10 protein-coding genes are annotated in these 15286 nt (G+C 47.3%); 5 read left to right on the top strand and 5 right to left on the bottom strand.

All coding sequences use genetic code 11. From position 1 onward, the window contains the following. Nucleotides 1-190: 190 nt before the first annotated feature. Together V5J77_RS05900 and V5J77_RS05895 are read right to left on the bottom strand one after the other, a co-directional pair. Nucleotides 191-1126 carry an LCP family protein gene (locus V5J77_RS05900; protein WP_338554858.1) on the bottom strand — a complete coding sequence of 312 codons (936 nt, stop codon included), beginning with the start codon at nucleotides 1124-1126 and terminating at the stop codon, nucleotides 191-193. 13 nt (nucleotides 1127-1139) lie between these two features. Continuing rightward, nucleotides 1140-1571 carry a PilZ domain-containing protein gene (locus tag V5J77_RS05895; protein WP_338554857.1) on the bottom strand — a complete coding sequence of 144 codons (432 nt, stop codon included), beginning with the start codon at nucleotides 1569-1571 and terminating at the stop codon, nucleotides 1140-1142. Nucleotides 1572-2226: 655 nt separating this feature from the next. On the opposite strand from V5J77_RS05895, the gene V5J77_RS05890 reads away from it, so the two are divergent. Further along, nucleotides 2227-2595 carry a helix-turn-helix transcriptional regulator gene (locus tag V5J77_RS05890; protein ID WP_338554856.1) on the top strand — a complete coding sequence of 123 codons (369 nt, stop codon included), beginning with the start codon at nucleotides 2227-2229 and terminating at the stop codon, nucleotides 2593-2595. 442 nt (nucleotides 2596-3037) lie between these two features. Here the strand turns inward: V5J77_RS05890 and gltB are convergent, their stop codons facing one another. Further along, nucleotides 3038-7639, bottom strand: coding sequence for a glutamate synthase large subunit (gene gltB, locus V5J77_RS05885; RefSeq protein ID WP_338554855.1), 4602 nt, complete (start codon nucleotides 7637-7639; stop codon nucleotides 3038-3040). 545 nt (nucleotides 7640-8184) lie between these two features. Here gltB and V5J77_RS05880 point away from each other — a divergent pair. Further along, nucleotides 8185-9405: a stalk domain-containing protein gene (locus tag V5J77_RS05880; protein ID WP_338554854.1), complete on the top strand. Its 1221-nt coding sequence runs from the start codon at nucleotides 8185-8187 to the stop codon at nucleotides 9403-9405. 142 nt (nucleotides 9406-9547) lie between these two features. On the opposite strand, the gene kapB is transcribed toward V5J77_RS05880, so the two are convergent. After that, nucleotides 9548-9934, bottom strand: a complete 387-nt coding sequence (gene kapB, locus V5J77_RS05875; RefSeq protein WP_338554853.1) for a sporulation phosphorelay system protein KapB — start codon at nucleotides 9932-9934, stop codon at nucleotides 9548-9550. 309 nt (nucleotides 9935-10243) lie between these two features. Between kapB and V5J77_RS05870 the strand changes: the two genes are divergently transcribed. Genes V5J77_RS05870 through V5J77_RS05860 form a run of 3 tightly spaced genes read left to right on the top strand, consistent with a single transcriptional unit; the run spans nucleotide 10244 to nucleotide 14037 of the window. Then, nucleotides 10244-11359 carry a glycosyltransferase gene (locus V5J77_RS05870; protein ID WP_338554852.1) on the top strand — a complete coding sequence of 372 codons (1116 nt, stop codon included), beginning with the start codon at nucleotides 10244-10246 and terminating at the stop codon, nucleotides 11357-11359. A gap of 49 nt (nucleotides 11360-11408) precedes the next feature. Continuing rightward, nucleotides 11409-12824, top strand: coding sequence for an NAD-dependent malic enzyme (locus V5J77_RS05865; protein WP_338554851.1), 1416 nt, complete (start codon nucleotides 11409-11411; stop codon nucleotides 12822-12824). Between the two features lie 25 nt (nucleotides 12825-12849). Then, nucleotides 12850-14037, top strand: coding sequence for an acyltransferase (locus V5J77_RS05860; RefSeq protein WP_338554850.1), 1188 nt, complete (start codon nucleotides 12850-12852; stop codon nucleotides 14035-14037). Nucleotides 14038-14163: 126 nt separating this feature from the next. Here V5J77_RS05860 and V5J77_RS05855 read toward each other — a convergent pair whose 3' ends face one another. Then, nucleotides 14164-15141: an SH3 domain-containing protein gene (locus V5J77_RS05855; RefSeq protein ID WP_338554849.1), complete on the bottom strand. Its 978-nt coding sequence runs from the start codon at nucleotides 15139-15141 to the stop codon at nucleotides 14164-14166. Nucleotides 15142-15286 lie beyond the last annotated feature (145 nt).

Raw genomic sequence — 15286 nt, 5'->3', positions numbered from 1 at the left:
ACTTATTGTATCACTTTTTATGTAAAATGTTACGTAATGTATCTGTTTATTTATATTTTATGGTATTTAGCGAATAATGTCAACAAAAAACTCAAATTTTGTCGTCTTACAGAAGCATCGGACCCTGACAACATTTTGTCAGGGCCCTTATCCTTTTTTATAAGAGCAGAAGGCTATAAACCTCATCCATTTATATGCTCATTTGTTTTTTTAGAAGCTCGTGAATTCGATTGCGCTCCTGATCACCGACGATATAATACCAAACCTTATCTATCATCTTACCGGTGCCGCCTATTTCAGCGCTATCCAGCTTTTCGATCCCTGTCCCATATTCTTTAAAAAAGGTTTTCATCTCATCAAAGGTTATATTCGTTCTTACATTGTCGCCCATCTCCGCAAGCAGATCGCTTAATTGTGCAGCCCCATATAAGGTAAACACATTGGATATAAGCTGCTTCAGGACAGCGCGCTGACGGTCATTTCTCCCCCTGTCCCCTTTCGGGTCCTCATATCTCATGCGAGAATAAAGCAGCGCCTGTTCACCATTTAACTGAATGGGCCCTTGCTCAAACGTATAACCGCTGAAATCAAAAGCATATGGATTGTTGACGGTTACTCCGCCAAGCTTGTCAATGATTTTCGAGAAACCCTCCATATTGACCCGAATATAATAATCAATCGGATAATCAAGAAAATGCTCCACCGTCTGCTTTGACATTTCCACCCCCCCAAAAGCGTAGGCATGATTTATTTTGTCAGTCGTGCCATGCCCAATAATCGCCGTTCTCGTATCACGCGGAATGTTGAACATAAAGATCGAATGCTTGTGCGGGTTCACTCCCATGACGATCAGCGTATCTGTTCGTCCGCGATCATTTGTCCTCTCGTCTACTCCCATCACTAATACGGTGAAGGGCTTCTGACCGATTATGGCTTCTTCTATACCGGATACCTGCAACTCCGAATCGGAGCTTACGTACGGAGTAGAAATGATGGGCTCAAACATATCATCAGCCGTTTTTTCAAACTTTCCATAAAGATACCTGCTGTATAAAGCCGTTCCCAAGCCAGCGACCAAGCATACGGTACTTACGATGATAAGCGAGCGTTTCACCCATCGTTTCACCCGAAAATCCTCCTCAATTGACAAAAGTGCTTCTTGCGTTCAAACTGCGGTATAGCTGATGGATTTTCTGCTGCTGCGGATGTTGGGCGAGTAATTGTTCATTTAATAGGCGGGTAATAATGGATTTGATAAGCAGTGGGGGCTCGAAATGCATACCGTATTCGAAAACATTATCCGTTCGTTTACGCCAAACGACATTTCCCTGAAGCCGGATGTTTTTGCCGGACAGCTTCATGCGAATTTCTACCATATAAAGCCGATGTACGGGGAGTCTTAAAGAAGACCAGAAGCATAACCCCTCCTGACTTAAATTCAGCACCAGCACCGTTCCAGTAGATGGACTTATTAATACGCCATGCCGATTGAGCAGCCTTAGCCCTGCTTTAATGCCTGGCTTAAGCTTTAAACGGACGTTGCTACGCGAATATTCTTCTTTAGCATCCATTTATTTCTCCTTATAGGTATAAAGTATTATAGGCTGGGGATAATTAGATACATTATGTATCAATCTTTTCTTTCACTTTAAGATACAATTTGTATCATGTCAAGCAAAAAAAATGTAATACAATATTTTTTGCGACATTTCGTTGCAACAAATGCAAATCTAACGTTTCCGTATTAATATAGGTGTAGCAGTAATAATCCAATATGTATGTATACAAACTAGGTTTTGCATAGCAAAACCTACCGTTAATATGTTGTAAGCACGTTTATGCTTACGAAGTTGGTTTGTTCCACAAACCTAAGTTTACGCTTACGAAGTTGGTTTGTTCCACAAACCTAAGTTTACGCTTACGAAGTTGGTTTGTTCCACAAACCTAAGTTTACGCTTACGAAGTTGGTTTGTTCCACAAACCTAAGTTTACGCTTACGAAGTTGGTTTGTTCCACAAACCTAAGTTTACGCTTACGAAGTTGGTTTGTTCCACAAACCTAAGTTTATGCTTACGAAGTTGGTTTGTTCCACAAACCTAAGTTTATGCTTACGAAGTTGGTTTGTTCCACAAACCTAAGTTTATGCTTACGAAGTTGGTTTGTTCCACAAACCTAAGTTTATGCTTACGAAGTTGGTTTGTTCCACAAACCTTTAGGAGGGGTCATATGAATATAGGCAGCAGAATTGCTCAATTGAGAGATGACAGACATTGGACACAAGAGCAAACCGCAGCAAAGCTTGGCATTTCACGTGCTGCTTTATCTCATTACGAGAAAAATCGCCGGGAACCAGATTCCGAGACATTGAAAAAATTTGCCGATCTATACCAAGTGTCCGTAGATTTTCTTGTTGGGCGCACCCTTCATCCGCAAACGGTGCTTAGCGACGACGTTCGCAATTTTACCGAGCATTTGGAGCTAGCCGATGATGAAATATTGGAGAAGTTTAATTTGAGTATTGATGGGCGTAAGTTGACAGTGGAAGAAACGAAACGGTTTATCGCTTTTGTACGAGCGGAGAGAATGATGAATTAGAGTATTTATTTGGATGATGGATTCGCTAGCGGCGGCCATTTCTCTGGAGGAATTCCCATTTGAATAAGTATATCCTTAATATCTAATTCAATACGGCCTGAATTTTTCTCTGCCATCTTCGTATCCGACTCCTGCCCTATGTATAGTTTAAACAATACTGTTATTATACCCAATACCTTACTGGGAATTTGTCGTAAGGTGGGAGCACAATTGTTCTTTTTTTGTTGTTTTTTTGTCGAATTACGTAGATTAAAGGTAAATTTTATGCGATTATTGAAATACTTTTCATTTTTCCTAAACAAGTGCACACTGCTTGTACGAAAAGAAAACCGTAAAATCTGCATACATAAACAATCATAACCTTTGCTTTATAAAAAAAAGCAATGAAAAACGGCCCTCCGAAAAGGAGAGCCGTTTTTCATTTATCTATAGGCCTCATGGATTAGCCGCCTGTGCGGGCAAGCTCTTTCATGCTGGCTTCAAATGCTGACAGCAGCGCTGCGTCTTCCGTCAACCCGGAGTCTTCAGCTTTGCGGATATACTCCAGCATTTTCTTATAATCTTTCGGAATGACTTTTACGAAATTAGCAAGTGATTGATCCCATTCATTTAGCACACGACCGCCAATAGCGCTATCCGTATAAGCAACATGGCGTTCAATCATGCCGCGCAGCTCTGCAATGTCGGCTTCGTCTTCAAGGCGCTCCAGCAATACCATTTCGATATTGCAATGCTTGTAGAAGTCTCCTTGCTCGTCATAGATGTATGCAACACCGCCTGACATCCCCGCTGCAAAGTTACGGCCAGTCTGGCCAAGAATGACAACTCTTCCGCCCGTCATATATTCACAGCCATGATCGCCCACGCCCTCAACAACAACGTTCACGCCGCTGTTGCGAACTGCGAAGCGCTCGCCGGCAATACCGCGAATATAAGCTTCGCCGCTTGTTGCCCCATAGAGTGCCGTGTTGCCAATAATGACATTTTCCTCAGCGGCAAAGGTTGCCTTCGAGGAAGGAGCCACAATGACCTTTCCACCGGAAAGTCCTTTACCTACATAGTCATTCGAATCGCCTTCCAGCGATAGCGTAATGCCTTGAGGAACGAAAGCGCCAAAGCTTTGGCCTGCCGAACCAACGAAGTGGAAGGAAATTGTATCCTCTGGCAAGCCCTTCGCGCCATAACGACGCGTCACTTCGCTGCCAAGCACTGTTCCCACAACACGGTTCGTATTCAAAATTGGGAATGTACCACGTACTTGCTCCCCATTTTCCAGAGCGGCTTTCGCTGCTGGTACCAGCTCCTGAACGTCAAGGGACAAATCCAAACCATGGTTTTGCTCTTGCGCACAGTATCGAATAGCATCCTGAGATACTTCCGGTTGATACAATAGCGGCGACAGGTCAAGACCCTTCGCTTTGTAATGATCAGCCAGATGCTTCGCTTCAAGAATATCTACGCGGCCAACCATCTCCTGAATCGTACGGAAACCAAGCTCAGCCATAATTTCCCGCAGCTCTTCACCAACGAAACGCAGGTAGTTGACCACATGGCTTGGATCACCCATAAATTTCGCGCGCAGCTCTGGATTTTGCGTGGCTACACCGACCGGACATGTGTCCAGCTGACAAACGCGCATCATCACACAACCGAGTACAACTAGCGGTGCTGTCGAGAAGCCATACTCTTCAGCTCCGAGCAAAACAGCGATCGCAACATCGCGTCCGTTCATCATTTTGCCGTCTGTTTCAAGCGTAACACGATCACGCAAATTGTTGATCATCAGCGTCTGGTGGGTCTCAGCTAGACCAAGCTCCCACGGTAAGCCCGCATGACGAATCGAGTTCATCGGAGATGCGCCCGTTCCTCCATCATAACCGCTGACCATAATAATGTCGGCACGGCCTTTAGCAACACCTGCTGCAATCGTACCAACGCCAACCTCGGATACGAGTTTAACGTTAATGCGCGCACGCGGGTTCGCATTTTTCAAATCATGAACCAGCTCAGCCAAATCCTCGATGGAATAAATATCATGATGCGGCGGAGGCGAGATTAAGCCTACACCTGGCGTGGAGCCACGAACCTCGGCAACCCAAGGGTATACTTTGCGTCCTGGCAGCTGTCCGCCTTCTCCTGGCTTCGCGCCTTGCGCCATCTTGATTTGAATTTCATCCGCATTGACCAAGTAGTTGCTCGTTACGCCGAAGCGTCCCGAGGCCACCTGCTTGATTGCACTGCGGCGGGAATCGCCGTTCGCATCTGGAATAAAGCGCGCTGGGTCCTCGCCGCCTTCTCCTGTATTTGAACGTCCGCCAAGGCGATTCATCGCAATCGCAAGGCTTTCATGCGCTTCCTTACTAATCGAGCCGAAGGACATAGCGCCTGTCTTGAACCGTTTAAGAATGGATTCCAGCGGTTCAACCTCTTCGATTGGAATCGCTGTTCTGCCATCCTTAAATCTCAGCAATGAACGAAGCATCATATGCTTCTTATCCTCGCCTTGAACAAGATTGGAGAATTTTTTGTAAAGCTTATAATCATTGGAGCGAGCCGCCATCTGCAGGGTGTGGATCGTCTGCGGACTAAACAGGTGGTCCTCGCCGTCTTTACGCCATTGGTATTCGCCGCCAGATTCAAGCTCCGTTACACGGCCTTCCTGCTCTGCGTAAGCCAAGTTGTGATATTTCAGTGTTTCCTCGGCAATGACATCAAGTCCAATACCGCCGATACGTGAAGGTGTCCAAGTGAAATATTCGTTAATGAGCTCCTCTTTCAAACCAAGCGCCTCGAAAATTTGAGCGCCACGGTACGATTGAATCGTGGATATACCCATTTTGGACAATACCTTCGTTACACCTTTAGTCGCAGCTTTAATGAAGTTTTTGACCGCTTTCTCATGCGAAATATTTCTCAGCAAGCCTTGGCGGATCATATCATCAAGCGTCTCGAATGCTAGATACGGGTTAACCGCACTCACGCCGTAGCCGAGCAGCAGCGCAAAGTGATGCACCTCGCGCGGATCGCCGGATTCAAGCAAAATCGCTACTTTCGTCCGAGTACCTACGCGAATCAAATGGTGATGCAAGGCGGATACGGCAAGCAATGCCGGAATAGCCGCATTTTCTTTATCAATACCGCGGTCGGATAAAATCAAAATATTATGACCTTTGTCAATAACACGGTCCGCTGCCTCGCACATTTGCTTCAGTGCAGCACGCAGTCCCTCTTCACCCTCGCTTGCTGTGAAGAAAATAGGCAGCGTAATCGACTTGAAGCCTGGACGACGCACATGGCGCAGCTTAGCAAACTGCTCATTGGACAAAATTGGCGTTTCCAGCTTTATATGGCGCGCACTCTCCGGCTCCGGCTTCAGCAAATTGCGCTCCGGTCCGATTGTTGTGCCAACAGCCGTTATAATTTCTTCCCGAATCGCGTCGATTGGCGGGTTCGTTACTTGCGCAAACAGCTGCTTGAAGTAGTTGTACAAGCGCTGAGGACGATCCGACAATACAGCAAGCGGAGCGTCGTAGCCCATCGAAGCGATCGGCTCCATGCCGCTGCTTGCCATAGGCTCAAGCACCTTGCGCAAATCCTCAAACGTATAACCGAAGGATTGCTGGCGCTGCTGTACCGTCTCATGATCAAGCTCCGGCAATTCCGGCGCGTCCGGCAAATCCTCCAGGTCGATAAGATGCTCATTCAGCCATTCGCGGTACGGCTGCTCCGTCGCGATTTGCTTCTTCACTTCCTCATCGGAGATGATTCGGCCTTCCTTCGTATCGATCAGCAGCATCATACCTGGGCGCAGGCGATCTTTATACAAAATATCCTCTGGCGGAATAACAACTGTACCCGCCTCAGAGCCAAGAATAATATGATCATCCTTCGTCACGTAATAACGAGCTGGACGCAAGCCATTGCGGTCCAAGAAAGCACCGATCTGCACACCATCTGTAAAGGCCATCGCAGCCGGTCCATCCCAAGGCTCCATTAACGTGCTGTGGTATTCATAGAAAGCTTTCTTGTCATCATCCATACCTTCGTGGTTGGACCATGGCTCTGGCACCATCATCATTGCCGCATGCGGCAGGGAGCGGCCAGACAAATACAGAAATTCTAGCGTATTGTCAAACATCGCTGTATCCGAACCATCTGGATTAATGACAGGTTTAATTTTATCCATGTCACTGCCGAACAATTCCGTCTCGAACAACGTTTGACGCGCATGCATCCAGTTTACATTACCGCGGAGCGTATTAATCTCTCCGTTATGAATCAAATAATGGAACGGATGAGCGCGTTCCCAGCTTGGGAACGTGTTCGTACTGAAACGAGAGTGGACAAGCGCCATCGCTGTAACGACGGACTCATCGTTAAGCTCCACATAGAAGGAGCCGACCTGTTCAGTTGTAAGCATGCCTTTGTAGACAATTTTCTTCGTAGACAAGCTCGGGAAATAGAACATTTCTCCGCCTTCCTTGCCCGAAAAGCGAATAGCGATTTCCGCCCGTTTGCGAATGACATACAGCTTGCGCTCAAATGCCAAGACGTCCTTCAAGCTTTCGTTCTTACCAATAAACACTTGGCGGACAAAAGGCTTAACCGACTTGGCAGACTTACCGAGCTTAGCATCATTCGTCGGCACCGTACGCCATGCAATGAGCGTCTGGCCTTCCTCACGAATAATAGCTTCAAGATCGCTCTCCAGCAAGCGGCGAACGTTCTCATCCTGCGGCAGAAACACCATACCTACGGCATATTCTCCCTCGCTTGGCAGCTCCACTTCCATTCGCTTCAGCTCATTGGCAAAAAACGCATGAGGGATTTGAAGCATAATTCCCGCTCCATCTCCAGTGTTTGGTTCGCTGCCTTGACCGCCGCGATGCTCCATATTCTCCAGCAACGTCAGCGCCTGGCGAATAATCTTGTGCGACTTTCTTCCTTTGATGTTCGCCACGAATCCCATGCCGCATGCATCTTTCTCATATTGAGGATCATACAGACCTTGTTTCGGCGGTAATCCAAAAATTTTCTCTTTCATTGTGTGCAACCTTTCTATCAGAAGATTTTTGGGGCATGCATAACGGAACCAAGCCGGGTAGCTGTGAGAACAAGCAGTTATGCTTCATCAAACAGGCTTCTAGCTTGATGGCCAAGCGGATAGTAAAACCTATCTGCCAGCCTATCACTTTGCATAATTACTCAAACAGTTGTATCCAACAGCGTGCTGCATAGATGTACACAAACTTTTCAGCTGCACCTACAGGAAAACGTTCGTGTTATGTTGAATAAAAATAAGCAGCACTGCGGGGATCGTTTAAGGTTGACTATATTCCGGGCTATATTCCGCCACTTGCGATTATTACAGTATTTTAACATCAGGCCAAAACGGAATCAATTTAATATTTTCATAATTGTGAGCATATCGGCATTGTTCGTGTTCTTTCTGCAAACTTTATACACAATTATGCAAATGAATGAAACCCGCTGCTACTATTTTATCAAAAGGAAGTGTCTAAGTTGTCTGGAAAGTGGAGGAAAGTGTCGTTTCTATTTATAATTGTCGGTTTATTGGTGGCTTCACCCGTGTTGCAAATAGCCGAAGCTGCAGAAAAAGAAGCCGAATCCTATCAGATCGTCGCACTTGGAGATTCACTAACTGCCGGCTATGAGTATGGCTTTGATGCGAAATCTGTGCCTTACGGGTATGCGGAGCATGTCTATGAGCAAGCCTTGTTTCATGGACTTCGAGCGGAGTATGCAAACTATGGCCTGCTTGGTCTAACGTCAACCGGCTTTAGTAACTTGCTTAATGCGGTAAAGGAAGGCAAAAGCGTCAAAGTGAGCGAAGTACAGCCTGGACTAAAGGACCCGCGTGCTGCCGCTATCCTTAGCGAAACAGTACAAATAGAAGGCAGCATTCGCGGCGCTGATTTGATCATAATGACGATTGGCGGCAACGATCTGCTTGGGCTCGATTCACAACTCACATCCACAACAACGGATGAGGAGAAAGCACAGCTGCTGCAGGCTGTACTGGCACAATTCGAAACAGAGCTGACTGATGGGCTGCAGGCGGCAACCTCACTCGCGCCAACAGCAAAATTTGTAATCGCCGATCAGTACATGCCAATTCCGGCTTCGGTTACAATCGGCGGGTTAAGCTTGCCTTTGCCTAAAGATGCAGCGCTCCTGCGTGAATTTCAATTAAAAGCGGTGAGCCAGATTAATGAAAAACTTAAAACGATAGTAGCCGCTACTAAAACAGCAGGCTTCGATATTTCTATTGCTGAAGTCAGCAAGTCTTTTGTCGGCAAGGAGCTTGGGTATACGTCGATTGCTAACAAGGATGTCCATCCGACTCGCCTTGGGTACGCGGCTATGGGTGAGACTTATTCTACCACAATATGGAATGAATATTTGAGCGTTCGCACTCGCCCGGCGAATGTGCCCGTCTCTATAGTCGTACGGGGCAAGGAGCTCGCAGCAGCATCTCCTGCCACCATGAAAAGCAATCGCACCTTCGTACCGATGCGCGACATTACAGATGCCATTGGAGCAACGCTTGTATGGAACAAAACAAATCAGACCGCAACCATTTCCTACAATAATCATACGGTAGCATTTACAATTGGATCACCTACTATCCTTGTTGATGGCGTGAAGAAAAAGCTAAACAGCCCTGCCGCTTATTTGCAAAAGAGCGGCAAAGAGCAGAAAACCTATTTGCCGCTAGCGGTTCTCTCCGAGGAGCTTGGCTTGCAGGTTACCTATCGCAGCACGCTTCAAGCGGTCTTTATCAACTAGCTTAAAGCTAGGCCATTTATAAGTGTGAAATTTATAAATGGGCTTATATTTTAAATAAAACAAACGGCAGCCGTCCTAAGTGTGAACGACTGCCGTTTGTTTTACCCGATTGGGCAGCACAATGATTGAGCTGGATAAACGACTACTTATATTGCTTTCCAAGCTGCTCAAGCAAAGCAAGACCCTGCTCTGACCAGCGCTTCAACCGATCAAGCGCAGCCACCTCGGCCTCCAAGGCAGCACGCAGCGATTCGCGGTAATCCGGTACGTGGCCGCTAAAGCTCTGCAACTGGCGCAGCGGTATCATCGTCTTCTCTGTATAGGCCAGCGCTGGCCGCTCATGAAACAGCGGTACATCCGGCTCGTACGGATGATGCAAATCACCTTGCTGTGGATGCTTAAGAACAGCCAGCACCTTGAACAATGCACGAGGTCCATGCAATTCCATCACTTCACCAACATAAAGGCCCGATCTTACTTCCGCTTTCACAATGGCTCCAACTTCAAATGTACTCCTTGCTTCTTCCATTAATTATGCCTCCTACTTAAGTGTCGCATACTTCTGCTTATTCAAGTAGCCGCAACACCAGCTTTATTTTAAATGAAACGATCAGAATGTATAATCTGCTTCTGGTTAATACCATTCTAATCATAAAGGACGATGCCACAGGCAGGCAAGCTCAGAGCAAGGCTGCTTGTGGCAGGCTGATGCACTGGCATGTGCAGCCGTCCACCTTGTGAACGCAAAAGGCACGGCCGCTTACATTTTAATAACCTGGAATGACTTGTGTTCCCACTCTTGGCGACGTATTATGGAATTAGAAAAGTAGGTGACCTTATGCGTAAGAAAAGAGTGCTGCTGCTCTCCGAGGGCTTCGGCTCGGGACATACGCAAGCCGCATATGCTCTAGCGGCGGGATTGCGCCAAATTAACCCCGAGATTCAAACCCGCGTAATTGAGCTGGGCAAATTTCTTAATCCGGTAGTCGGGCCATGGATTATGTCTGCTTATCGCAAAACCGTAAGCAAACAGCCAAAAATGGTCGGCCTGATGTATCGCAGCAATTACAAGAAATCGCTAAACCGCTTTACGCAGCTTGCTCTTCATCGCATGTTCTATACACAAACGTCTCAGGTTATTTCCCAATTGAAGCCGGATCTTATCGTATGCACGCATCCCGTTCCCAATGCAGTCGTAGGAAGACTAAAGCGTCTTGGACTACATATACCGCTGTACACGCTTATTACCGATTACGATGCCCATGGCGCATGGGTCAATCCGGAGGTCAGCAAATACCTGGTGTCTACCCCGCTTGTGAGAAACAAGCTGATGGAGCGCGGCGTAATCCCCATGAATATTGAAGTGACAGGCATTCCGGTACACCCGAACTTCTGGACAACCTACGACAAGCAGGAGCTGCTGCAAAAATTCAACTTAAAGCCTATGCCTACTGTGCTTATAATGGGTGGAGGCTGGGGATTGATGTATGAAGACAACCTCCTTGAATATATGACCAAGTGGCGCGAAAGCATACAATTGATTTTCTGCGTCGGCAGCAATGAGAAGGTAAGGGAGAAAATGCTTTTGAGCCCTATGTTCCAGCATCCGAACATTCAGGTGCTCGGGTTCACCAACGAGATCAGCAAGCTGATGGACATTGCCGATCTACTCGTGACGAAGCCGGGGGGGATGACCTGTACCGAAGGCATGAGCAAGGGAATGCCGATGCTCTTCTATGAACCGATACCGGGACAGGAAGAAGAAAACTGCGAATATTTTATCCGCAATGGCTTTGGTGAAATGCTTGATTCTGCTGCAATGGTAGATAAGTGGTTTGCCATGATTCAGGAACCGTATACTTCAGGCCAATTCCGAGAAAGCTTGCTAACGAAGCGCAACCAACAATACGACCCGAAGAGCTGTCCGAATGCCGTCCTGCGTTTAATGCAGTGACGGCGTTTTTGTCAGATTCCTCGGCCAGTCGATAAGGAGTGGAAAGCGAATGAAGGAACGCAGCATGGATGGTAAAACGATTATTTTACGGGTGGAAATAGATATTCAGCAAGCCCAGTTCGGCAAAGCCGCGACGGCTATTGAGACCGCTGGCGGCGATATTATAGCGATTGATGTCATTCATACCGATAAAACAACGACCGTGCGGGATTTGACCGTAAAAATGACCGAGGCCGGTACAGCCGATCGCATTTCCTCGGCTCTTAGCACGCTGCCCGGCATTCGCCTTCAGCACATTTCCGATCGCACCTTTCTGCTCCATCTCGGTGGCAAAATTACGGTTCAGCCAAAAACGCCGATTCAGAACCGCGACGATCTCTCGCGCGTTTATACACCAGACGTCGCAAGAGTATGCCAAGCGATTGAACAGGACCCGTCCAAGGCGTTCACACTTACGATTAAACGCAATACCGTCGCTGTTGTCTCTGACGGCAGTGCCGTGCTTGGTCTTGGAAATATCGGGCCATACGCCGCAATGCCCGTTATGGAGGGCAAAGCGATGCTGTTTAAGCAATTCGCTGACGTTGATGCGTTTCCCATTTGCCTCGATACCCAGGATACGGAACAGATTATACAAGCCGTCAAGCAATTAGCTCCAGGCTTTGGCGGCATTAATCTAGAAGATATTTCCGCTCCACGCTGCTTTGAGATCGAACGCCGGTTGCGTGAGGAGCTTGATATTCCTGTGTTTCACGATGATCAGCATGGTACAGCCGTCGTCCTGTTCGCCGCAATGCTGAACGCGCTCAAGCTGACGGGACGAAACATTTCGGACACCCGCTTCGTTATATGTGGTATTGGAGCAGCAGGTACAGCTTGCACGAAGATGCTGCTTGCCGGCGGCGCAAAACATATTATAGGAGTCGACCGTGAAGGGATTTTAAACGCTGACCGACATTATGATAATAGCATGTGGCAGTGGTACGCCGAGCATACCAATACTGAGAAGAAGACGGGTCATTTGGCCGAAGCGCTAGCTGGTGCAGATGTTTTTATTGGCGTATCAGCAGGCGGAATTTTGTCCAGAGCGCATGTCGAGTCGATGAATGCAGATCCGATTGTATTTGCAATGGCGAATCCCGAGCCTGAAATTCGTCCGGAGCTGGTCGAGGATATCGTTGCTGTGTTTGCAACAGGTCGATCCGACTATCCGAATCAAATTAACAACGTGCTGTGCTTCCCTGGGATTTTCCGCGGGGCACTCGATAGCCGAGCAACAACCGTTAATGAAGAAATGAAGCTGGCTGCCGCTGAAGCGATTGCTGCTGTCATTAGTGATGACGAGCGCAGCCCGATGTATATTATCCCCAGCGTTTTCAATGCCAAAGTCGTAGAAGAGGTACGCAAACGCGTCATCCATGCTGCTATCGAGAGCGGTGTAGCTCGCAGACATCCGCGCGAATAGCCACACAGAAAGGAAGAAATGCTACATGTCTACAGCATCCTTGCAGCGGCGGGAAGCGATTCCCGAGCTGCAGATTGTTCGTGCAATGGCCATCCTAGGCGTATTATCGGTCCACTCGACCTCCTACGCTACGCTGAAAATGGTCAATTCCGGCTACTATTTCTTGTATAACTTTTTTAATATATTTATGAAGTTCGGCACGCCGACCTTTATTTTTCTAAGCAGCTTTGTGTTATTTTACAATTATTATACGAGGCCGCTGGATGCTAAGCTAATCGGCTCTTTTTATAAACGCAGAGCGCTTTATATCATTATTCCTTATTTGGTGTTTTCCATTATCTATTTCATCCTGCTGCATTACAACTACTATCCGAACAGGCCGCTAGATGAAACATTAAGCAGCTTCTGGGATAAGGTACTGACGGGCAATGCTTATACGCATTTGTATTTTGTATTTATCAGCATACAGTTTTATTTACTTCTCCCTTTGTTTCTGTGGCTGCTGAAAAAGTTTCCGGCATTGGTCAAATGGGCGATACCGGCTGGCTTTGCCATTCAATGGGCTTTCGTTCTCATTAATAAATACGCACTGACAACGCCGATTCCGAATAAGGGCAGCTATTCGCTATCCTACTTCTCGTACTATTTGATGGGGGCAGCAATCGGTATCTATTTTCCAAAAATCAAGCATTGGATTATTATAAATAAGCAGCATGCAACCCGGTCGCATGTTATCGCCTGGATTGCCCTTTGGTGTCTATGGCTTGGCGCGGGCCTGTGGCATGTAAGCATCTGGTATGATACGAGACTTAAAATCGAAAGCTATCATTCCCTGCTGTATGAGTTTTTGTGGAATATGCATACTTTCTTCTCGGCGCTTGTGCTGCTTCAGCTCGGGTTTCTGCTTTACCGCAAGGCCGCGCCTTGGCTAGTCTCCTTGCTCTCAAAGCTTGGTGCTTTGTCGTTCGGCATTTATTTGGTTCATCCGTTCATCCTGTTCTACTACCGCGAATATCCGCCTGTGACCGGCAACTCCTTGCTGCTGCACAGCTGGTATGCGGGCGGCTATGCTGCTGCGCTTATCGGCTCTTGGATTATCGTTTCATTAGCCGCGAGGTTTTTGCCTTTCTCCTGGGTGTTGTTTGGCAATTTGCCAAAGCCGAAGAAACGGACCAAGACACCAAGCGCGCCGCAAAAAGACTTCACTGCTTAGATTTGAGTTATATGTGCCCTATGAACGGCCTCTGGCCTCCATCGCTGCTTTGCGATGGAGGCCAGAGGCCTTATTTTTTTATAACAGATGCCGCTTAAGTGCTCTACACTCTTACTCTTACTCCGCCTAAAGCGCGCTGCCTCCATACAGGAAACGATATTCCCAATGCGTGCCTGCTATGCTGCTAATCGTTACGCCGCCCGCCTCATTGGAATATGTATGCAAAATTTTGCCGTCTCCCAAATAAATACCATCATGTGTAATCGTGGCTGACGATTTATTTGTGCCGGCATAGGCAGAAGCCTTACTTCCCTTATAAGACATGAAAAACATAATATCGCCACGCTTAAGCTGGCGCCAGTCCGTCACTGCATTCCCTCGCTGCGCTACATAATCTCCTTGCCCCCTCGAATCAGCAGGCAGCTTTATGCCTACTCCATCCAGAAAAGCTTGCCTTACAAAATCAGAACAATCAAAGGTTGCCGTGTTGCTGCGGCTTGAGCCGTATTCATAGGGGGTGCCTAAATATTTAAGCCCCGCCGCGATGACGCTCTCCACAGACCCGGTAGACGGTGCTGTAGTGCCGGGCGATCCGCCTGAGCTGCCTGAGACGCTAATATATTGGGATTGAGAGCTGACGTAGCCAGCTTGTCCAGAAGAATCTTTAATCTCATACCAGCTGCCGTTTGGCTGCGATACAATAACTACCTGTTCGCCAGCCTGCAAATAACGGATACGGCTAGCCGAAAGCGAAGCGCCGGTCCGAAAGGATACCGATTTTTGAATAGTACCTGTTGCCGCGTTCGGATTCGTTACGGAGGGCACCGAGAAATAGGAAGGCGAAGCATAGCCCGTCCGGCCTGAGGAATCCTGAAGCTTGTACCAATATGCGTTAGACGCATCCAGTATTGTGACTTGTTCTCCTTTTTTAAGCATACGAATTACGGGAGCCGAGGCCGATGGTGCGCTGCGGAAGTTCACGCCTGCATCTACGGTTGCGCTCTGAGCAGCCATTACGGTGGGAATTGAAGCCGAGACAGAACCGAGCATTAGGGATGCAGTAAAAGCAGCAGTGATCATCCTTTTTTTCATGGTGTGTTTCAAGCTGTACGCCTCCTTGGTTGTATAAAAAATAAATGGTGCTTCAACCATTGTAGAGGCGCTCACTTGCTGCCAGCATCAAACTTTTTTCCTATTTACCAATTTGGAAAATTGGTAAATAGGAAGCATTAAGTTTTTACATAAAAAA

The organism is Paenibacillus sp. KS-LC4, assembly GCF_036894955.1.
In the GTDB taxonomy this organism is placed as follows: domain Bacteria; phylum Bacillota; class Bacilli; order Paenibacillales; family Paenibacillaceae; genus Pristimantibacillus.
Note: the sequence above shows the minus strand (reverse complement) of the source record. Positions and strands in the feature narration are given on the sequence as shown.